We start from the raw sequence: 20,903 nt of genomic DNA on the forward strand, positions 1-20,903 counted from the left end.
GGGGCGCGCTCACCCTGCGGGGGTGGAGCTCGACCGCGGCCGGGTGGCCGTGCCGGTCGGCTTCCGGGCCGGCGGGCTCGGTTTGCCGGCCGACGGGGAGGCCGAGGGCGACGGGGAGGGGTCGGGCGAGGGCGCGGGCGGCGGTGGCGGCGGCGCGGCGGTCAGGGCCGGCACCGAGTGCACGGTCCACGGCGTGTTGTAGCGGGGCGCGGAGACCCCGGCGGCGTACGCCTGCGCGGCCGCGTCGGACGCGGCGACCCGCCAGTCGACCTCCTTGCGCGCCTCGTACCAGATCACGCCGATGATGTCGGGGTGCTGGGGGAGCTGCGCGAACATCTCGCCGATCCACTGCGCCTTGAGCCCGGAGGTGTCGGTGGCGCCGGTCTCGGTGATCACGACGGGCTTCTGGGTGAAGCCCCGGAGCTCCTTGATCGTCGGCTGGAAGATCTGGTCGAAGGACTTGTACTTCTCGACGCCGGTGGTGCCGTAGTAGCCGGACAGGCCGATCCAGTCGACGTAGTCGTCGCCGGGGTAGAGCGTGTTGAGGCTGGTGGCGTTCTCGTAGTCGACGTTGGGGCTCCACACCCAGGTGACCTTGGTCGCGCCGACCTGCTTGAAGATGTCGTGGACGTGCTTCCAGGCCTCGACGTACTGGCCCTTCTTGTTCCCGTTGGACTGCTCGGCCCACGGGTACCAGTAGCCGTTCATCTCGTGGGCGAAGCGCAGCGCGACGGGGTAGCCGAGGCCCTTGACGCCCTCGGCCCAGGTCTTGATGTAGTCGTCGAACCTGCCGTCGATGATGTTGGAGAGGGCGTACTCCGGCTGTTCGCCGCGGAGCTTGTCCTCCTTGGCCTCCTTGCGGTAGTCCCACGGCTCCCAGGCGACCATCGGCATGATGCCGCGCTGGGCGACGGTGTCGAAGACCCGGCGGTCGAACTTGCGGTCCCACCAGCCGACCGAGAACTCCAGGACGTTCGGCTGGTGCTTGACGGCGGAGGTGAACTCGTCGAGCGGGGAGAGGTCGTACGGGCCGGTCTTGGTCATGATGCCGGTGAACGCCTCGCCGGCCGGCGGGAACTGCGGCGCCGGGGCGGGCGTCGGGGCCGGGACGGCGCTCGCGCCGGGGGAGGCCGTCGCGGGGGTGGCGGTCGGGGGCGCGGCCAGGGCGCTGGTGAGCCAGGTCGGCATCGCGGTCGGGGCGGCGCCGGCGAAGCCGTACGGGTCCTGGTCGTGGCCCCGCGACAGCCGGGGCGCGAGCACGAAGGTGTAGCCGACCATCAGGGCCAGGGCGACCAGGGCGGCGATCCGGGGGACGGTGATCCGCAGCATCAGCGGCCCTCCTGCTCACGGCGGCCGCCGGCCCGCGCAGGCTCCAGCAGCTCCTCGAACTCCTCGGCGGTGTCGGCCTCTTCGGCGCGCGCGGGCCGGCGGCGCTGCGTCGGCACCGGCCGGGCGGCGGGCGACTCCTCGCTTTCGGGCGCTGCGGGGGCCGCGGGGACGGCGATGGCTTCCGGGACCTCGACGGCCGCGACGGCCTCGGCGGCTTCGGCTGCGTCGGCGGCCTTGGCCTCGGCGGCGCGCTGGGCGCGGGCGTCGCGGCGGCCGCTGACGAAGGAGATCACCGGCGGCGCGACCCCGGTGAACAGGCTGACGACCGCCCAGAACCGCAGGATCCAGATGTCGTGGTGGAGCGTGAAGCTCGCCCCGAGCAGCCCGCCCGCGACCGCCGCCCACAGCAGGTGCAGCCGGAACGTCGAGAGCGACTCGGCGCTGCGCAGGTCGCCCTTGGCGGTGACGGCGTACGCGAGCGGCCGGCGCAGCAGCGCGGCGAGCGCCGCGGCGACGTACACCGGGCCGGCGAACAGGGCCAGGCCCATGCCGGCCATGCCGATCTCGCGCCGCTCGTGCGCGGCCAGGTTGAACCGGCGCAGCCACAGCCACAGCACGAACCAGCTGCCCATGCTGGCACCCCACAGGGCCATCCAGTGGGTGCTGTTGAGGTGGATGGAGGTGACGCCGAGGGCCAGGTAGACGGAGGTGGCGAGGCTGCCGAGGACGGTGTTGACCGCGACGCTCGGGTAGTAGAACTGGACGAGCCCGTAGAGCACGCGCTGGCGCAGCCGCAGCTTGAGGCCCGAGCGCAGGCGGCTCTTGAGCAGGATCTCCCAGATGCCGTAGGCCCAGCGCTTCTGCTGGTTGAAGTAGTCGGTCCAGGAGGTCGGCCCCTCGCCGACGGCGAGGACGTCGGGGGTGTAGACGCCCTTCCAGCGGCGGTCGGTGGCCGGGTTGACGGTGGCCTGGATCCGCATGCTGGTCAGGTGGTCCTCGATGATCGAGTCCTGGTAGCCGCCGATCTGCTGCCACGCGGTGGGCCGGTACAGGTGGTTGGTGCCGATCAGCAGCGGCGCGTCCATGCCGTTGCCGCCGCGCTCGACCAGGCCGGAGAACAGGTACTGCTGCACGGAGGCGCCGTGGGCGACCCAGTTGTCGTACATGTTCCCGTAGACCTGCGGGGCGACGACGAACGCGGTGTCGGGGTCGCGGAAGTAGCCGAGGGTGCGCTCCAGGAAGCAGGGCAGCGGGACGTGGTCGGGGTCCATCTGGGCCACGACGTCGTAGCCGTGCTCGTGCTCGGCGCGCCAGGAGTTGTGGTTGCCGGATTTGGTCTTGGCCCGGAACTCGCCCTCGGCTTGGTTGTACTCGGGGCGGCCCTTGCGGCTGAAGTGGTGCACGCCGAGGCGGGCGGCCATCTCCTTGACCCGGTCGTCGTCGCCCTCGTCGAGGATCCAGACGTCGACCTGGCCGTCGTACTCGATGCGCAGCATCGCTTCGAGGGTGCGCTCGACGATCTCGATCGGCTCCTTGGAGGGCACGATCGTGGTGAGCACGGCGACCTTGAGGCCGGGCGGCGGGGTGACCGGCAGGGGGTCCTTGGCGCGGAAGGCGAAGACCCAGACGGCGAGGTTCTGGACGAGCCGGATCACCTCGACGGTGATGACGGCGCAGAAGCAGATGCGCGCGAGGTTGATCCGCCAGTCCGGGGACCAGCCCACGCCGGAGCCGGGGATGTGCTCGGGCAGCAGCAGCCAGCCGACGAAGGCGAGGCCGGCCAGCGCGTTGACCGTGACCAGGACGGTCATCACGAACTTGACGCCGCGGGAGGACACCGAGCGGTAGCGCACGGCGGCGCCGTCCTCGCCCGGGGACAGCGGGCCGGTCGCGTCGGCGCCGGCTATGTAGGCGCGCTGGGCGGCGCTGTTGCGCACGTCGCGGCGCACGAGCCGGCGTTCGTGGCGGGCCCGGGGAAGCACGCGTCCGTGGCGTCCTCGTCCCCGGCCGGTCCGGTTCGCCGCATGTTCGTTGGTGGAGTCCACCGGTATTCCCCCATACAACGCCCCGTCGCACCGGAGCCGTTGGTTTCCTGCCTTGTCGACGCCCGTGGGCCGTGGTCACCCGCCCGTTGCTGAACGGTTCGGCGGGACCGACACGTTATACCTGGGGTCGGATTGTCGTTCAAGCGGTCAGCATACGGGCAGCGGTGGGCCGGCCACAGCCGGGGTCCGGCTGTCGCCGCGCCGCGAAACGCCGCAGGCCCCGCCGGGAGGGGCGGGGCCTGCGGGGAGTTTCACCGGTCAGGGCGTGATCTTGACGGAGTTCGCGATCTGGTCCATGACCGTCAGCGGCGGGGCCTCCGCCGCCTGGTCCAGGCAGATCTGCAGCACCGGGACGGTGGTCGCGCCGGCCGCCGGGGTGACCTCCAGGACGCCGCAGTAGCTGTCCGGGGTCGAGGAGCCGCTGGACATCGGCACGTGCCACAGGGCGAGGTAGCCGTCCAGGCCCTGGATCTTGACGGCCGACTGCTTCACCGGCTCCGGCGGGCTGGGCGCGTCCGAGCCGTAGCGGGTGTTGTAGAGCAGCTGGCCCATGCCGAGCACGAGGGACTTGGGGTCGGACCAGCCGCCGTTGAACACCCGGAGGTTCTGGACGACGATGCCGCGCGTGCAGGCGCCGTTGCCGTGGCCGACGCAGGCGTACGGGTTGACCGCGTACCGGACGTCGGTCGGGGTCTTGGCGTCGTTCTGGACCTGCCAGTCCTGCGGCACCATGAAGTTCATCTTGCCGTCCTGGCCGGTCACCTGACGTCCGCCCGCGAGCGGCTGGCCGCCGGTCAGCGCGGTGCCCATGAAGCCGTTCGGGCTCTTGGGGTCGCCGGCGGCCGCGGGCGCGGTGCTCGCCGAGGCCTTCGGGGAGCCGCCGGTCTTGTGCCCGACGACGTAGCCGGCGCCGGCCATCGCCAGGGACAGCACCACGGCGCCGACGGCCAGCAGGATCCGGTTCTTGCCGCGCTTCGGGTCGACGGTCTCGAAGACCACCGAGGTCGGGATCGGCTGCGGCGCGGGCTGCTGGACCTGCGGCTGGACGGGCTGCGGGGCCGGCGCGGGCCGGGCGGCCGGTCCGGACTGCGGGCCCGACGTGGCGGTCTGGGTCGGCAGGGACGGCATGGTCGGGGTGGGCGGCGCTGCGGCCGGGCCCGGCGCCGGTGAGACGGCCGTCGGGGCCGCCGCGTCCGCGGGGGCGCCCGGGGCGCCTCCGGGCTTGGCCTGAATCTTGTCGGTCCAGGTGGAACCGTCCCACCAGCGCAGCGTGTTGGGCTGGCCGGAAGGGTCGTCATACCAGCCGCTAGGCGCACTCCCCGTCGTCATGCGGCGGATCCTAGCAGTGTCCCTATCGGATGGTCATTTCAAGTCACCGGCCTTCGGCCACCGGCCGCGCACGCTGCCGGAACGCCGTCAGAAGGCCATCGCGTACACCATCAGGTCCATGCCCGGGAAGGGCGCCCAGTCGCGCTCGGGTGCGCGCCGGAACCCGACCCGCTCGTATATGCGGTGGGCGGCCGTCATCCGCGGCTGGGTGGAGAACGCCATCCCGGCCAGTCCGAGTTCGCGGGTGCGGGCCAGGGCGGCGCGCACCAGGGCCTCGCCGACACCCCGCCCGCGGGCGGCCGCCGCGGTGGCGAGCATCCGGATCTCGCCCTCGCCCGGGACGGCGATGTCGGCCCACTCGGTGCCGCCGACCGCGAAGGTCACGCAGCCGAGGACCCCTCCGCCGGCCACGTCGACCGCGACGAGCAGCTCGGCCTCCCGGGCGCGGCGGCCGGCGTCGCGCAGGAGCTCGACGTAGCTGCTGTCGGGCGCGGTGTGGCCGTCGCCGACGAACGCCTCGACGGTGATGCGGCCGGCGTCGGCGAGGTCCTCCTCGCGGGCCGGGCGGATGACGATGTCCATGTGGAAAGTGTGCCGGAGCCGTGCGCGGTCCTGATCCCGGGGGTCGCGCGGACCGGTAGGACGACCGGGTCCGCCGACGGGCGCAGCGAAGCGGCGGGCATGGTGCCGTACAGGCGGTCGAGGCGTTCCGGGCCGGCCGGGTAGCCGCCGGCGCGGTGCCAGTTGTCGCGGCCGGCGGCGGCGCCGCGGGAGACCTCGCGGCCGATCAGGGTGCCGAGCAGGCCGAACCCGCCGACGGCGCCGGCCAGGGCGATTGCGCTCGCGATCGTTTCGGAGTCCATGGCTCCACCCTGGCCGGACCGTGCGGGTGCCCACGAGTGGCAGGAACGACCGTTTGCCTCGAATTCCTGCCACGCGGCTCTTCCGTCGGCCGAGGTCCGCCGGGCATGCTGATCCGCATGCTCAGGAACGTGGTCGCGGTCGTGCTGGAGGACATCCACCCCTTCGAGCTCGGCGTCGCCTGCGAGGTGTTCGGCCTGGACCGCACCGCCGACGGCCTGCCCGGGTACGACTTCGCGCTGGCCGGCGCCCGTCCGGGCCCGCACCGCACCCACGCGGGCTTCTCGATGGACGTCCCGCACGGCCCGGAGCGGCTGGCCGGCGCCGACCTGGTGATCGTCACCGCCTCCGCGATCCGTCCGCGCTACCCGGAACCGCTGCTGGAGGCGCTGCGGGCGACGGTCGCCGGCGGTGGCCGGGTGCTCTCCATCTGCAGCGGTGCCTTCGTGCTCGGCGCGGCCGGACTGCTGGACGACCGCTGCGCCACCACCCACTGGCGGCACACCGAGGAGCTCGCCGAGCGCTTCCCGAAGACCCGGGTCGAGCCGGACGTCCTCTACGTCGACGACGACCCGGTGATCACCTCGGCCGGGACGGCCGCCGGCATCGACGCCTGCCTGCACCTGGTGCGCAGGCTGCAGGGCGCCGAGGTGGCCCGGGCGATCGCCCGCCGGATGGTGGTGGCCCCGCACCGGGAGGGCGGGCAGGCGCAGTTCGTGAACCGCCCGCTGCCCGAGGGCGACGGCGACTCCCTGGCCCCGCTGCTCGACTGGATGCGCCACCACCTGGACCGGGAGTCCACCGTCGAGCAGCTGGCCGCCCGGGTCCACATGTCGCCGCGCACCTTCGCCCGCCGCTTCCAGCAGGAGACCGGGACCACCCCGCACCGCTGGCTCACCGGGCAGCGGGTGCTGCTCGCCCAGCGGCTGCTGGAGTCCACCACCGAATCGGTGGACGCGATCGCCGCCCGCTGCGGCTTCGGCAACGCGGCGGCCCTGCGCCACCACTTCGGGCGCCGACTCGGGACCACGCCGCTGGCCTACCGGCGCTGCTTCGCCGGGCCGGCCGTCGCCGGGGTCCGGCCGGAGTGACGCGCCGGTCCCTCGCCGCCGGGCCCTCACCGTCGGTCCGTCGCCGTCGGTCCGGCACCGTCAGTCCGGCACCGTCAGGTGCCCGGTCTCGTTCCAGTGCGACGGCCGCAGCCGCCCGTCCCGGGCCCGCCACAGGCTGGTGGAACAGTTGTGCACCGGCCCGAGCGTCATCAGCCGCTCCTCCGTGAGCCGGTCCAGCGCGTACCGCAGCATCAGCACGGTGCAGTCGTGCGCCACCAGCAGGACCGGCCGACCGGCCTCCTCCTCGCACACGTCCCGCAGCAGGCTGCGCACCCGCAGCGCGACGTCCGCCCAGGACTCGCCGCCGGGCGGGCGGTAGTACAGCTCGCCCATCTTGCGCCGCCGGGCCGCCTCCTCCGGGTACTTCGCCTCGATGGCGGCCTTCGGCAGCATCTCCAGGACGCCGAGCTCGCGGTCGCGCAGCCGCTCGTCGTGGCGCACCGCGAGCGTGACCGGGACGGCGCCGAGTCCGGCGGCCTGGGCGAGCGCGATCCGGGCGGTCTCGGCGGTGCGCACGTACGGCGAGCACCAGACGCTGCGCGGGCGGTCGGCGCTGGGCAGCGCGGCCCACCAGCGGCCGAGCGCCTGCGCCTGCTGCTGCCCGTGCAGCGACAGCGGGATGTCGGCGTCCCGGCAGCTGATCGGCACGCTGAGCGCGCCGGCCGCCTCGGCCAGCTGGAACTCGACGTTGGCGGTGGACTCGCCGTGCCGGGTCGCGATCAGCACGGACGGCAGCCGCACCGCGGGCGGCTGGCCGTTCGCGGGCTGGCCGTTCGAGGCTTGGCCGTGCGTGGCGACGGACGGACGGGTGGACTGGTGTTGACCGTTGAGGGTGGTGCCGAGTTCTGCCATTGCCGCGAGCTCCCCGTGGTCGATCAGGTGCCGGCCGGTGGTGTCCGGTCCGGTCTGGTGGTGCCCGGCGTGCGCGCCCGCTCATACATATGATCGCGCCGCCTTCTCCCAGTGTTCACGGAGAAGACGGCGCGATCACAGGGCGCGCACGCGGCGAATCAGTGCGCCGCTACGGGCTCCGGCGCGTTCTCCGGCTCGTCGTCGCCGCCGGTCTCGGCGCTGTAGTCGGCCGGCCTCGTCTCGTCCGGGCCGTAGGGCGCCCGGACGGCCCGCAGCACCAGGGTGAGGGCCACGGCGACGACCAGGTTGAGCACGAAGGCGGTCAGGCCGATGTAGCCGTACTGCCCGATCCCGGGGATCTCGGCCGCGTTGCCGCCGAAGTGCTTGGTGGCCGGGCTGGCGATCCCGTACGCCTCCCAGGTGCCGTAGGCCATGCCGGCCGCCCACCCGGCGAACAGCGCCCAGTGGTGGAACCAGCGGGTGAACAGGCCGCCGACGATCGCGACGAAGGTCTGCAGGATCCACAGGCCGCCCAGCAGCTGGAGGTTGATCGCGGCCTGCTTGTCCATGCCGAGCACGAAGACCAGCGCGCCGACCTTGACCAGCAGCGAGACCAGCTTCGCCACCCGGGTCTCGTCGGCCGCGGTGGCGGAGGGCTTCAGCCACTCCTTGTAGACGTTGCGGGTGAAGAGGTTCGCCGCCGCGATCGACATGATCGCGGCCGGCACCAGCGCGCCGATGCCGATCGCCGCGAAGGCGACGCCGGTGAACCAGTCCGGGAACATGTCCGCGAACAGCTGCGGCACCGACAGCTGGGCGTTGAACTTCTTGTCGCCCTTGCTGACGTTGGCCGCGATCGCCATGAAGCCGAGCAGCGCGAGCAGGCCCAGCATCAGCGAGTACGCCGGCATGATCGCCATGTTCCGGCGCACCGTGTTGCGGGACTTGGAGGCCAGCACGCCGGTCACCGAGTGCGGGTACATGAACAGCGCCATCGCCGAGCCGAGCGCGAGCGTCGCGTACGTCCACTGCTTGTCGCCGGGGACGGTCAGCGACCCGGCCGCCTTCGGCGCGCTGAACTTCTGGTGCGCCGCCTCGAAGATGTGGCCGTACCCGCCGAGCCGGATCGGGATGTAGATCACCGCGACGATGATCACGATGTAGACCAGTGCGTCCTTGACGAACGCGATCAGGGCCGGCGCCCGCAGCCCGGAGGAGTAGGTGTAGGCCGCGAGCACGCCGAAGGCGATGAACAGCGGCAGGTCCTTGACGAACCAGTTCGCGTTCGCGCCGCCGCCGACGCCCAGCACGTCCAGCACGGCCTGGATGCCGACCAGTTGGAGCGCGATGTACGGCATGGTGGCGAGGATCCCGGTCAGCGCGACGACCAGCGACAGCGGCCGCGAGCCGTACCGCCCGCGCACGAAGTCGGCCGGGGTGACGTACCCGTGCACCCGGGAGACCGACCACAGCCGCGGCAGGAAGAGGAACACCAGCGGGTAGGCGACGATCGTGTACGGCACCGCGAAGAAGCCCGCCGCGCCGGTGGCGTACACCGCCGCGGGGACGGCCACGAAGGTGTAAGCGGTGTAGAGGTCGCCGCCGAGCAGGAACCAGGTGACCCAGGTGCCGAAGCTGCGGCCGCCGAGGCCCCACTCCTCCAGGTGCTGCGCGTTGTCCGCCCGGCGCCAGCGCGAGGCCAGGAAGCCCATCACGGTGACCAGGAGGAAGAACAGCACGAACACGGTCAGGGCCGGGACGTTGACGTCCTTCATCGCGCGCCACCCGCCTTCGCGGCCCGGCGGGCGGTTGCGCGGGCCTTCTCGTCGCGGTTGATCAGCAGGTACGCGGCGACGGTGAACACGGCCGACACCGGCACCCAGAGCAGCTGGTACCAGTAGAAGAACGGCATCCCGCCCACCGCCGGGCCGGTCTTGTCGTAGGAGGACACCCAGAGCATCGCCACGATCGGCACGAGCAGGGCGAGCCCGGCCAGCACCCGCTCGGGCGTCACCACCGGGAGCGGTGCTCCCGGTGGCTCGGGCATGACATGTTCGGTGACATCGGGATCAGACGGCATCTTCGGCTCCGCTCCGCAGGGTCCACCCCGTCGGCGCCGCAGCCCCCGGGACGCCGTGCGCACCCCCGGGACCCGCCGAGCAGCACCATCGGTGATCGGCTGTCAGTACGGCTGCGCAATCTAGACCATGGAGTGATCCATGTCACTGGGAATGACAGAACTTCCCGCTATCCGGACGCCGTGCGGGCACCCCCACCCGGCGCGCGTTCGCGGATGGGCGCCGGTAAAGACGAAACGGGCACCGGCGCGTGCGCCGGTGCCCGGAATTCGGGAGCGGAGGAGCGGTCTATTCGGGGCGCTTCAGGCGGGTGATGAACTTGTAGCGGTCGCCGCGGTAGATCGAGCGCACCCACTCGACCGGGTTCCCGTCGCCGTCGAAGGAGTGCCGGGAGAGCTGGAGCATCGGCAGGCCGAGGTCCGAGCCGAGCAGGCCGGCCTCGCGCGGGTTGGCGAGGGTGGTCTCGATGGTCTCCTCGGCCTCGGCGACGGTGACGCCGTACACCTCGCGCAGGGCCGCGTACAGGGAGTTGTGCTTGGCGAGGTTGCGCCGCAGGGCCGGGAAGCGCTTGGCGGACAGGTGGGCGACCTCGATGGCCATCGGGTCGCCGTTGGCCAGCCGCAGGCGCTCGATGCGCAGCACGCGCCCGCCGGGCTTGATGTCCAGCAGCGGGGCGAGCCGGTCGTCGGCGGTGATGTAGCCGATCTCGATCAGCCGCGAGGTGGGCTCCAGGCCCTGGGCCCGCATGTCCTCGGTGTAGGAGGTGAGCTGGAGGGCCTGGGCGACCTTGGGCTTGGCGACGAAGGTGCCCTTGCCCTGGATGCGCTCCAGCCGGCCCTCGACGACCAGCTCCTGGAGGGCCTGGCGGACGGTCGTGCGGGAGGTGTCGAACTGGGCGGCGAGGGCGCGCTCCGGCGGGACCGGGGTGCCCGCGGGCTGGGTCTCGGTGAGCTGGAGCAGGTGGCGCTTGAGGCCGTAGTACTTGGGCACGCGCGCGGTCGGGTCGGTGCCGGCCTGCGCGGCGAGGTTCTTCACCTCGGGGTCGTTGACCTGGGCGCTGGTTCCCCCGTCGCTGCTCATCGGACCTGTTCTCCCGCTTCTCGCGGGGCCTTCACCGGCCCCGCCACATCGTTAACGGGTCACATCGTTGCATGTATGGCTACGGAACGAATACCTCATCACGCGATGAACGATGTGCGGTGTCGGCTTGATAACGGGTGGTCCTGATCGGTCGAACAGCCGTTGACAGGCCCATTGGTCTAGGCCAAGCTCCAGGCATCTGGTCTACACCACTAGACCGGTGACTACGAATCCCCCCACCCGTTCGAAGGGGTCCGCGGCACCTTTCCTCCCGCTATGCGTGGGTAAGCCGCTGCCACCCGACGGGGGCAATCCAGGCATCCCTCAGGAGGATGGCGTGAAGCGTCAGCTCATCGCGGCGGTCGGCGTCGCGGCAATGGTCGTGGGTCTCGCGGCCTGCGGCTCGGACGGCAAGAGTGACGACAGCAAGAGCGGTTCGTCCTCGGCGGCCAAGAACTTCGACGGCAAGACCCTCACCGTGTGGCTGATGGACGGCTCCGCCCCGAAGGGCTGGGAGGACAGCGTCAAGGCCGACTTCACCGCCGCCTACCCGGGCGCCAAGCTCGACATCCAGACCCAGAAGTGGAACGGCATCGGCCAGAAGGTCACCGCCGCGCTCTCCGAGGGCTCGGTCGACGTCCTGGAGATCGGCAACACCCAGACGGCGGGCTACGCGGCCACCGGCGGTCTGCTGGACATCACCAAGGACAAGGCCAACGTCGGCGGCGCCGACTGGGCCGCCAACCTGAACGAGTCCTCGATCCTGGACGGCAAGCAGTACGCCGCCCCGTGGTACTTCACCAACCGCGTGGTGACCTACAACAAGGACATCTGGGGCAAGGCCGGCATCACCACCGCGCCGAAGACCCTCGACGAGTTCTACGCCGACCTGGACAAGGTCAAGACCGTCCAGGGCGTCACCGACCCGCTCTACATGCCCGGCCAGGAGTGGTACGCCTACTTCGGCCTGCTGACCAGCGAGGGCGGCAAGTTCGCCAAGAAGGACGGCGACAAGTGGGCCGGCGGCCTGTCGTCCCCCGAGGCGCAGAAGGCCTTCGAGACCTACAAGAAGCTGCAGAGCTACTCGGCCACCGCCCCGAAGGACAAGGACGAGGCCACCCCGCAGCAGAAGGACGTCTTCGCCAAGGGCAACATCGGCACCATCATCGGCCTCGGCTGGGAGATCCCGAAGCCCGAGGAGCTGGCCGCCGACAAGATCGGCTACTTCCCGCTGCCCGGCAAGACCGCGGACAAGCCCTCCAGCGTCTTCCTCGGCGGCTCGAACCTGGCCATCGCCCAGCAGACCAAGAACCCCGAGCTCGCCAAGGGCTTCCTCAAGATCGCCATGAGCGACAAGAACGAGGGCCTGATGGCCGGCGCCGGCCTCATCCCGAACAAGACCTCGCTCAACAGCCAGGTCGTCGGCGACTTCGCCAAGGCCGCCCTGCCGGCCTCGGCCAACGGTGCGACCACCCCGAACGTGCCGACCTGGAGCAACGTCGAGAACGAGCCGAACCCGATCAAGGACTTCCTGACCGCGGCGCTCACCGGCGACTACGCCGCCGCCGCCAAGAAGGCCGACGACGAGATCGCCAAGCGTCTCAACCAGAAGCAGTAAGGCAGTCGAGCGGCGTCGCTCACCGGCTCCCGGCGGGGGGCCGGTGGGCGGCGCCTGTCCGTCGTGACGGGTTGTCAGGAAGAGAGAACGATGGCTGTGCATTCGCAGCGGGTGCAGACACAGTCCCCGGAACCAGGGAAGACCGCGGTGGCAATGACAGACGAGATCGCCACTTCCGGTGCCGAGCGCACCCCGAAGAAGGGCCGCAGACCGGCGGACGGGCCGAGCCTGGGTGCCCGGAGCGCGCCGTACCTCCTGCTGCTGCCGGCCATCGCGGCGACCGTCTTCCTGCTGGGATGGCCACTGCTCAAGATCGCGGTGGTGTCGTTCCAGAACCTCAACAAGCGGCAGTTCATCCAGCACCTGACCGAGTGGAACGGCTTCGCCAACTACACCGAGCAGCTCGGCAGTTCCGAGTTCTGGACGATCACGCTGCGCACGGTGGTCTTCACCGCGGTCAACGTCGTCCTCATCATGGTGTTCGGCTCGCTGATCGGCCTGCTGCTCGACCGGCTCGGCAAGCGGATGCGCCTCGCGCTGTCCGTCGCGCTGCTGCTGGCCTGGGCGATGCCGATCGTCGCCGCGACCACCGTCTACACCTGGCTGTTCGACCAGCACTACGGCGTCGTCAACTGGTTCCTGGACAAGCTCGGCTGGCACTCGATGGCCGACTTCAGCTGGACCAGCGGCGAGTACTCGACCTTCTTCGTGGTCATCCTGCTGATCGTCTGGCAGTCGATCCCGTTCGTGGCCTTCAACACCTACGCGGGCCTGACCACGATCCCCAAGGAGCTCTACGAGGCCGCCCGGATGGACGGCGCCGGCTCCTTCAAGGTCTTCGGCTCGGTGATCTTCCCGATCCTGAAGCCGTTCTTCCTGGCCACGACCTTCCTCGAGGTCATCTGGGTCTTCAAGTCCTTCACCCAGGTCTACCTGATCAACAAGGGCGGCCCGGACGGACTCACCCGGACCCTGCCGGTCCACGCCTTCCTGGAGGGCTTCGGCGCCCAGCGCTTCGGCGTCGGATCCGCGATCGCGGTCCTGACCATCCTGATGCTGAGCCTGCTGATGGCCTACTACTTCCGCATCATCCTGAAGCAGGAGGACGAGCTGTGAGGCGCTCGCTCATCGGACGCACCTGGCCGAACGCCGTCGCGTCGGTCCTGTTGGTCTTCTTCCTTTTCCCCGTCTACTGGATGTTCTCGACGTCCTTCAAGCAGGACAAGGACATCGTCAGCCGGGACCCGGTCTTCCTCCCGCTCGACGGGACGCTGGCCCACTTCGACCGCGCGGTGCACGTCGACCACTTCTGGACGTACGTCACCAACAGCCTGATCGTCACGGCCGGCGCCGTGGTCGGCTCGCTGCTGATCGCCACCCTGGCCGCGTTCGCGATCGCGCGGATGAGGTTCCGCGGCCGCAAGGGCTTCGTGCTGGTCGTCATGGCCGCGCAGATGGCGCCCTGGGAGGTCATGATCATCGCGGCCTACCTGATCGTCCGCGACAGCGACCTGCTCAACAACCTGGTGCCGCTGACCGCCTTCTACATGATGATGGTCCTGCCCTTCACGATCTGGACGCTGCGCGGATTCATCGCCGCCGTGCCGAAGGAGCTGGAGGAGTCGGCCATGGTGGACGGCTGCACCCGCACCCAGGCCTTCGTGAAGGTGATCTTCCCGCTGCTCGCCCCCGGCCTGATGTCGACCTCGCTGTTCGGCTTCATCACCGCCTGGAACGAGTTCCCGCTGGTCAACATCCTGAGCAAGCAGGTCCAGGCGCAGACCCTGCCGCTGTGGCTCTCCTCGTTCCAGACCAACTCCGGCACCGACTGGGGCGCCACGATGGCCGCGTCCACCCTCTTCGCGCTGCCCATCCTCATCCTGTTCGTCTTCCTGCAGCGCAAGGCGGTCAGCGGTCTGACCGACGGCGCAGTGAAGGGCTGAGAAACCGTGAGCATCCTCGTCCCCACCGTCGCCGACAGCGACCAGCTGCACCGCGACGCGCTGACCGTCCTGCAGCCCGGCTTCGTCGGCACCGAGCCGCCGGAGTGGCTGCGCCGTCACCTCGCCGCCGGGCTCGGCTCGGTCGCCCTGTTCGACCGCAACGTGGTCGACCTCGACCAGCTGTCCGCCCTCACCCGGGCGCTGCGGGCGGAGAACCCCGACCTCCTGATCGCCATCGACGAGGAGAGCGGGGACGTCACCCGGCTGGAGGCGGGCTCCGGCTCGTCCTGGCCCGGCAACCTCGCCCTCGGCGCGATCGACGACCCGGCGCTGACCCGGGACGTCGCCCGGGAGCTCGGCCGGGCGCTGGCCGCGGCCGGCGTCAACTACAACTGGGCGCCCACCGCGGACGTCAACTCCAACCCGCGCAACCCGGTCATCGGTGTGCGCTCCTTCGGCGCCGACCCGGAGCTGTGCGCCCGGCACACCGCCGCCTGGGTGGAGGGCCTGCAGTCGGCCGGCGTGGCCGCCTGCTCCAAGCACTTCCCCGGCCACGGCGACACCGCCGTCGACTCGCACCACGGCCTGCCGGTCATCGACGTCGACCTGGACGTGCTGCGGGCCCGGGACCTGATCCCGTTCCAGGCGGCCATCGCGGCCGGCACGAAGGCCGTCATGACGGCCCACATCATGATCCCGGCGCTGGACCCGAAGCTGCCGGCCACGCTCAGCCCGACCGTCCTGCGCGACCTGCTCCGCGCGGCCCCGGCCGACGGCGGCCTCGGCTACCAGGGCCTGATCGTCAGCGACGCGATCGAGATGGGCGCCATCGCCGACACCTTCGGCATGGGCGAGGGCACGGTGCTGGCCCTGGCGGCCGGCGCGGACGCGATCTGCGTCGGCGGCGGCCTCGCCGACGAGGAGACCGTGCTGATGCTGCGCGACGCCATCGTGGCGGGCGTGCGGGCCGGGCGCCTCGCCGAGGAGCGGCTCGCGGACGCGGCCGCCCGGGTGCGGGCGCTCGGCAGCTGGGGCCGGATCTCGGCCCAGGGCGAGCGGCCGGAGCCGGACCTGGCGGTGGGCCTGCGGGCCGCCCGCCGGGCGCTGCGGGTGGTGCGGGCGCCGGGCCGCGAGGCACGGCCGGTGACCGAGCGCCCGTTCGTCGCCTCGTTCTCGGACGAGCCGAACATCGCCGTCGGCGACGTCACCCCGTGGGGCGTGGCCGGCATGCTGGCGGACCGCTTCCCCGGCACCCGCACCCGCGAGGTGTCGGCGGCCGAGGCCGCTCCGGAGCTGCTGGACGCGCTGGTCGCCGAGCTGGTGGCCGGCGCGGAGGGCCGCCGCATGGTGCTGGTGGTGCGCGACGCGCACCGGCACGCCTGGATGTCGGCCGTGCTCGGCCGCCTCGTGGCGGCCCGTCCGGACGCCGCCGTGGTCGAGATGGGCCTGCCCCAGTCCGAGCCGGTCGGCGCGCTGCACATCGCCACCCACGGCGCCGCCCGGGTCTGCGGGCTGGCCGCCGTCGAGGTGCTCACCGGCCAGCCGGGAGCGATCGGCTGAACCTTCGCGGGGACGTCACCGGCCGGGCCGGGGGGACGTCGGCCGACGGGCCCGTCATGCGCATGCCGCATGGCGGGCCCGCTCCGTTTCTCGGCGACGTGTCTTCCCGGCGCCGACCGGCGACGGCGCGCACATGACCGTGTTCCCTCAAGAAAGCCTTAAATCCAGCTTAAGTTCTACTTAGGGTGACGAGGGCGCGACTGATCGCCACGGGAATGCTTCGCGGTACAACAGCTCTGCAACGGCCGTGGCGGGAAAGGCATTTGGCCGTTGACACCACCATTGGTCTAGGCCAGAGTCCACTCCATCCGGTTCGAGATTCGACCTCGCCGGACGTGGTATCGGCCCTCCCCGAAGCTCTACGCCCCTGCCCGGACCCTCCGCTGCGGGCGCCATCACGCTGCCGGCGGGCACCAACGGCTCTAGCACCCTCGGAGGATGGCGTAATGAAGCGTCAGCTCGTGTCGACGTTCGGGATCACGGCCCTGGCGGTCGGCCTGACGGCCTGTTCCTCGGCCGGCGGACCGGCGGGGGACGCCGGCAGCTCCGCCGCCGACCCGAAGAACGCGACCGGCACCGTCACCGTCTGGCTGATGGACGACGCCCAGAAGAACTGGCCCGACCTGGTGCAGCGGGTCAACGACGACTTCGCGGCGAAGTACCCGAAGGTCACCCTGCGGCTCGCCTACCAGGGCTGGGCGGACAAGGTCGGCAAGCTCGACAAGGCGATCGCCGACGGCACCGCACCCGACGTGGTCGAACTCGGCAACACCGAGACGATGAAGTACGTGCTGTCCGGCGCGCTGTCCCCGGTCGACCGGACCAGCTTCGACAACTCCGACAGCTGGATCAAGGCGCTCGCCAACACCTGCACCTACCAGGACAAGCTCTGGTGCGTGCCCTACTACGCCGGCGCCCGGGTCGCCGTCTACAACGCGACCGCCTTCCAGCAGGCCACCGGCAGCGCCGACTTCCCGAAGACCGAGACCGACCTGACGGCCGCGCTCGACAGGATCGCCGACAAGAACAAGGCGGACCGGAACTACTCCCCGCTCTACCTGCCGGGCCCGTACTGGTACGCGGCGATGAGCTACGTGGCCGCGGCCGGCGGCAGCATCGCCAAGTTCGACAGCTCGGGCAACTGGCACGGCACCCTGCACGACGCCAAGTCCCAGCAGGGCATCGCCCACTTCGCCGACCTGGTCCGCAAGTACAACAAGGGCGACCTCGCGGCCAACGAGCAGAACCAGTACGAGTCGATGGCCCGCGGGCGCACCGCGGCGTTCTACGGCAACGGCTACGAGGCGGCCAGCGTCATCGCGCCGGGCACCGGCGACCCGACCCTCAAGGACGCCGTCAAGGTGGCCACCATGCCCGGCCCGGACGGCAAGCCGCTGCCCACCTTCATCGGCGGCTCGGACCTCGCCGTGACCGCGAAGTCCCCGCAGGTCGCGCTGGCCGCCGACTGGATCCGGATGTTCACCGGCACCAAGTCGCAGCAGGCGCTCGCCGACAAGGACATCCTGCCGAACAACCTCACCCAGCTGAACCCGCTCAAGAGCCGGCCCAACACCGCCGCCGCGGCCAACGCGGTGCCGGACGCCTGGTTCACCCCGCTGGCCCCCGGCTGGGGCGCGGTCGAGAAGCAGAAGATCATCCCGGACATGCTGACCGCGATCCTCAAGGGCAAGTCGGTGGACCAGGCCACCAAGGACGCCGACGCGGCGATCGACCAGCTGATCAACAACCCGTCCTGAGGCGTCGGCGGCCCGCCGGCCCGGGACCGGGGCGAGCAGGCGGGCCGCCGCCCCCGTAGGATTGCGGCAGGAATCACCGCAGCGAGTGTGCGGACTCGCCGCCGTAGAGGTCCCCGCCGGGCAGTCAGGCCCGAGCGGGGTCGAACCACTCATCGGAGGCACATCCAGATGTCCGACACGCAGACTGTTTCCGTCCCCGGCCGGATCATGGCGGCGGAGATGGCCGAGCAGCCGGCCGTCCTCCAGCGCATCCTCGACGAGGGCGCCCCGAAGATCCGCGAGGTCGCGGCCGAGATCGCCGTCCGCAACCCGCGCTTCGTCCTGCTGACCGCGCGCGGCACGTCCGACAACGCGGCGCTGTACGCCAAGTACCTGATCGAGATCCTGCTCGGCAAGCCGGCCGGCCTGACCTCGATGTCCACCACCACCGCCTACGGCGCCACGCCGGACCTCACCGACTGCCTGGTGATCACGGTCAGCCAGTCCGGCGGCTCGCCGGACCTGGTGGCCTCCACCAAGGCCGCCCGCGAGGCCGGCGCGATCACGCTCGCCGTCACCAACAACGCCGCCTCGCCGCTGGCCGAGGTCTCCGAGTTCCACATCGACGTGCTGGCCGGCCCGGAGAAGGCGCTGCCCGCGACCAAGACCTACACCGCCGAGCTGCTGGCGCTGTACCTGCTGGTCGAGGGCCTGCGCGGGGGCGACGGCTCGGCCGCCAAGGAGCTGCCGGCGCTGGCCGCCGGCGTCCTGGCCCGCCAGGCCGAGGTGAAGGCCCTGGCCGAGCGCTACCGCTTCGCCCAGCGCCTGGTCATCACCTCGCGCGGCTACGGCTACCCGACCGCCCGCGAGGCGGCGCTGAAGCTCATGGAGACCACCTACATCCCGGCCTCCCCGTTCTCCGGCGCCGACCTCCTGCACGGCCCGCTGGCCATGGTGGACAACGTCTCGCCGGTCATCGCGATCGTCCCGGACGGCAAGGGCGGCGAGGCCCTGCAGCCGGTGCTGGACCGCCTGCGCGGCCGCGGCGCGGACCTGGTCGTCGTCGGCCAGCAGGCGCAGGTGGACGCCGCCTCGGCGGGCTTCGCGCTGCCGGCCGGCGTGCCCGAGGAGGTGCAGCCGATCCTGGAGATCCTGCCGCTGCAGCTGCTGGCCTACGAGGTCACCATCGCCCGCGGCCAGGACCCGGACGCCCCGCGCGCGCTGGCCAAGGTCACCGAGACGCACTGACGCCCGGCGACAGCAGAACCGGCCCCCCGTCCACAGCCTGTGGACGGGGGGCCGGTTCTTTGAGCGGCGGGACATGGTCGGGGTTCCCGGGGGCACCGCACCCGGAAAGCACTACGGGCCACGGCGCCGACACGGGACCCTCAACCCATGCGGCACCGCAGCCCGGAGCTGTCGTCGGGCACCGGAGTCGACCGAGAACTGTGCGGGGTCCTCGCTCGGTGGCGTCCGACCGAGGAGCGGCCGCGCGCGGTCAGGGCAGTTGCGCGGTGGGCCTCTCCTTGGTGCCCTTCCATTGTGGACTAGACCAATCTCGGTTGTCCAGGCCGCTCGGCACATTGGTCTAAACAACTCCCCGGGGTCGGCGCGGGGTCGGCGCGGGGCCGGCCGGTCCACTCCCCGGTCCGCCGCGCCCCCGCCCGACCGGCGGCGATACCCTCGCCATGTGCCCTCGCTGAACGAACTCGTCCGTCGCCACACCACCCTGACCGGAGCCGACGTGGACTGGCTCCACAACCTGGTCTCGGAGTGGCAGCTGCTGTCGGACCTCTCCTTCGCCGACCTCGTGCTGTGGATCCCCACCTGGGACGGCATCCGGTACGTCTCGGTGGCCCAGATGCGGCCCAACACCGGCCCGACCTCCTACCAGGACGACATGGTCGGCCACCTCGTCCCGCGGGGCCGCCGCCCGCTGCTGGACGCCGCGTTCGACGAGGGCCGGATCGTGCGCGAGGGCGACCCGGAGTGGCGCGAGGAGGTGCCCGTCCGGGTCGAGTCCATCCCGGTGCGGCGCGAGGGCAAGGTCCTCGGCGTGATCGCCCGCAACACCAACCTGCTGACCGTCCGCACCCCCAGCCGGCTGGAGCTCACCTACCTGCAGAGCGCCTCCGACCTCGCCCAGATGATCGCCGCCGGCAGCTTCCCGTACCCGGGCATCGAGCAGGTCGACATGGACGCCGCCCCGCGCGTCGGCGACGGCCTGATCCGCCTCGACGCGGACGGCATCGTCACCTACGCGAGCCCCAACGCGCTCTCGGCCTACCACCGCCTCGGCCTCACCACCGACCTGGTCGGCAGCCACCTCGGCCGCGCCACCGCCGACCTCGTCCCGCCGTCGCGCGCGGCCGTGCACGAGGCGCTGGTGAAGCTGGCGAGCGGGTGGGCGCCGCGGCAGACCGAGATCGAGGTGCAGGGGGGAGTGGTGACCCTGCGGGCGATCCCGCTCAAGCCCAAGGGGACGCTGACCGGTTCGCTCGTGCTCTGCCGGGACGTCACCGAACTGCGGCGCCGCGACCGCGAGCTGATGACCAAGGACGCGACCATCCGGGAGATCCACCACCGGGTGAAGAACAACCTGCAGACCGTCGCGGCCCTGCTGCGGCTGCAGTCGCGCCGGATGGAGTCGGAGGCCGGCCGGGCCGCGCTGGACGAGGCGGTGCGCCGGGTCGGCTCGATCGCGATCGTGCACGAGACGCTCTCCCAGGCGCTCGACGAGCAGGTGGCCTTCGACGAGATCGCCGACCGGGTGCTCGCGATGGTGATGGAGCTGTCCCAGGACGGCCGGGTGGAGACCCGCCGCACCGGCAGCTTCGGCATCCTGTCCGCCGAGGTGGCCACCCCGCTGTCGATGGTGCTGACCGAACTGCTGCAGAACGCGCTGGAGCACGCCTTCGGTCCGAGCGCCTCCGGCCACCTGGAGGTCAGCGCGCTGCGCGGCCGGGCTCCGGCCACCGGCATGGGCTGGTCGGACAGCTGGAACGGCGGCGCCCGGCCGGAGGAGTACCTGCTGATCACCGTGCAGGACGACGGCCGGGGCGTGCCCGAGGGCTTCGACCCCCAGACGGCGGGCAACCTCGGCCTGCAGATCGTGCGCACGCTCGCCACCGGCGAGCTGGGCGGCACGTTCGACATGGTGGCCGGGCCGAACGGCGGCACCAAGGTGATCCTGGAGATCCCGGTGCGCTGACCCGATCCGCCGACCCGATCCGCCGACCCGATGGGTCGATGCGTTGTGGTGCGCGTCGGGGCGTGCGCCCGGCCGAAGCGCCGGGTGCGCACTCCGCGCGCCCCGGTGGCAGCCGGCAACCGGGCGCGGAAACAGAAACGAGGCCCTGT

The 20,903-nt window shown here is 71.6% G+C and carries 16 protein-coding genes; 8 read left to right on the forward strand and 8 right to left on the reverse strand.

The window, feature by feature from the left end:
• Positions 1 to 9: 9 nt before the first annotated feature.
• The 4 genes from ACFVU9_RS26690 to ACFVU9_RS26705 all read right to left on the reverse strand — a co-directional run bounded on the left by ACFVU9_RS26690 (position 10) and on the right by ACFVU9_RS26705 (position 5,285).
• Positions 10 to 1,329 (reverse strand): glycoside hydrolase family 26 protein, encoded by a 1,320-nt coding sequence (locus tag ACFVU9_RS26690; protein WP_380438515.1) that lies wholly within the window; start codon positions 1,327 to 1,329, stop codon positions 10 to 12.
• Entirely contained in the window at positions 1,329 to 3,311 is a 1,983-nt protein-coding gene (locus tag ACFVU9_RS26695) for a glycosyltransferase family 2 protein (protein ID WP_380438516.1), read from the reverse strand. Before ACFVU9_RS26695 ends, ACFVU9_RS26690 begins: the two co-directional genes overlap by 1 nt.
• Positions 3,312 to 3,632: 321 nt before the next feature.
• A complete protein-coding gene (locus ACFVU9_RS26700; protein WP_387597517.1) occupies positions 3,633 to 4,703 on the reverse strand; it encodes a DUF2510 domain-containing protein in 1,071 nt (356 codons plus the stop codon).
• 87 nt (positions 4,704 to 4,790) lie between these two features.
• Positions 4,791 to 5,285: a GNAT family N-acetyltransferase gene (locus tag ACFVU9_RS26705; RefSeq protein ID WP_380438519.1), complete on the reverse strand. Its 495-nt coding sequence runs from the start codon at positions 5,283 to 5,285 to the stop codon at positions 4,791 to 4,793.
• Between the two features lie 398 nt (positions 5,286 to 5,683).
• Between ACFVU9_RS26705 and ACFVU9_RS26710 the strand changes: the two genes are divergently transcribed.
• Positions 5,684 to 6,655 (forward strand): helix-turn-helix domain-containing protein, encoded by a 972-nt coding sequence (locus ACFVU9_RS26710; RefSeq protein ID WP_380438521.1) that lies wholly within the window; start codon positions 5,684 to 5,686, stop codon positions 6,653 to 6,655.
• Between the two features lie 60 nt (positions 6,656 to 6,715).
• Here ACFVU9_RS26710 and ACFVU9_RS26715 read toward each other — a convergent pair whose 3' ends face one another.
• From ACFVU9_RS26715 to ACFVU9_RS26730, 4 genes are all read right to left on the reverse strand, one after another.
• On the reverse strand, positions 6,716 to 7,528 hold the full coding sequence (locus ACFVU9_RS26715; RefSeq protein WP_387597522.1) for a histidine phosphatase family protein: 813 nt from the start codon (positions 7,526 to 7,528) through the stop codon (positions 6,716 to 6,718).
• Between the two features lie 158 nt (positions 7,529 to 7,686).
• The gene (mctP, locus tag ACFVU9_RS26720) at positions 7,687 to 9,303 is read right to left on the reverse strand and encodes a monocarboxylate uptake permease MctP (RefSeq protein WP_380438524.1); all 1,617 of its coding nucleotides are present in this window, start codon (positions 9,301 to 9,303) and stop codon (positions 7,687 to 7,689) included.
• A complete protein-coding gene (locus ACFVU9_RS26725; RefSeq protein ID WP_380438526.1) occupies positions 9,300 to 9,575 on the reverse strand; it encodes a DUF3311 domain-containing protein in 276 nt (91 codons plus the stop codon). Before ACFVU9_RS26725 ends, mctP begins: the two co-directional genes overlap by 4 nt.
• A gap of 319 nt (positions 9,576 to 9,894) precedes the next feature.
• Entirely contained in the window at positions 9,895 to 10,686 is a 792-nt protein-coding gene (locus tag ACFVU9_RS26730) for a GntR family transcriptional regulator (protein ID WP_380438528.1), read from the reverse strand.
• Between the two features lie 337 nt (positions 10,687 to 11,023).
• Here ACFVU9_RS26730 and ACFVU9_RS26735 point away from each other — a divergent pair, with 337 nt between their 5' ends.
• The 7 genes from ACFVU9_RS26735 (at position 11,024) to ACFVU9_RS26765 (ending at position 20,754) form a co-directional block, all read left to right on the forward strand.
• Positions 11,024 to 12,304 (forward strand): extracellular solute-binding protein, encoded by a 1,281-nt coding sequence (locus tag ACFVU9_RS26735; protein ID WP_380438530.1) that lies wholly within the window; start codon positions 11,024 to 11,026, stop codon positions 12,302 to 12,304.
• Positions 12,305 to 12,457: 153 nt separating this feature from the next.
• The gene (locus tag ACFVU9_RS26740; RefSeq protein ID WP_380438603.1) at positions 12,458 to 13,420 is read left to right on the forward strand and encodes a carbohydrate ABC transporter permease; all 963 of its coding nucleotides are present in this window, start codon (positions 12,458 to 12,460) and stop codon (positions 13,418 to 13,420) included.
• Complete coding sequence (locus tag ACFVU9_RS26745) at positions 13,417 to 14,247, forward strand: carbohydrate ABC transporter permease (protein WP_380438532.1); 831 nt, start codon at positions 13,417 to 13,419, stop codon at positions 14,245 to 14,247. The genes ACFVU9_RS26740 and ACFVU9_RS26745 overlap by 4 nt, the downstream gene beginning before the upstream one ends.
• Before the next feature lie 6 nt (positions 14,248 to 14,253).
• The gene (locus ACFVU9_RS26750) at positions 14,254 to 15,807 is read left to right on the forward strand and encodes a glycoside hydrolase family 3 protein (RefSeq protein WP_380438534.1); all 1,554 of its coding nucleotides are present in this window, start codon (positions 14,254 to 14,256) and stop codon (positions 15,805 to 15,807) included.
• 446 nt (positions 15,808 to 16,253) lie between these two features.
• The gene (locus ACFVU9_RS26755; protein WP_387597528.1) at positions 16,254 to 17,564 is read left to right on the forward strand and encodes an extracellular solute-binding protein; all 1,311 of its coding nucleotides are present in this window, start codon (positions 16,254 to 16,256) and stop codon (positions 17,562 to 17,564) included.
• A gap of 168 nt (positions 17,565 to 17,732) precedes the next feature.
• On the forward strand, positions 17,733 to 18,791 hold the full coding sequence (locus ACFVU9_RS26760; protein ID WP_387597531.1) for an SIS domain-containing protein: 1,059 nt from the start codon (positions 17,733 to 17,735) through the stop codon (positions 18,789 to 18,791).
• Between the two features lie 442 nt (positions 18,792 to 19,233).
• A complete protein-coding gene (locus tag ACFVU9_RS26765; protein ID WP_387597534.1) occupies positions 19,234 to 20,754 on the forward strand; it encodes a sensor histidine kinase in 1,521 nt (506 codons plus the stop codon).
• Positions 20,755 to 20,903 lie beyond the last annotated feature (149 nt).

The sequence above is a fragment of the Kitasatospora sp. NPDC057936 genome, from assembly GCF_042887525.1.
In the GTDB taxonomy this organism is placed as follows: domain Bacteria; phylum Actinomycetota; class Actinomycetes; order Streptomycetales; family Streptomycetaceae; genus Kitasatospora.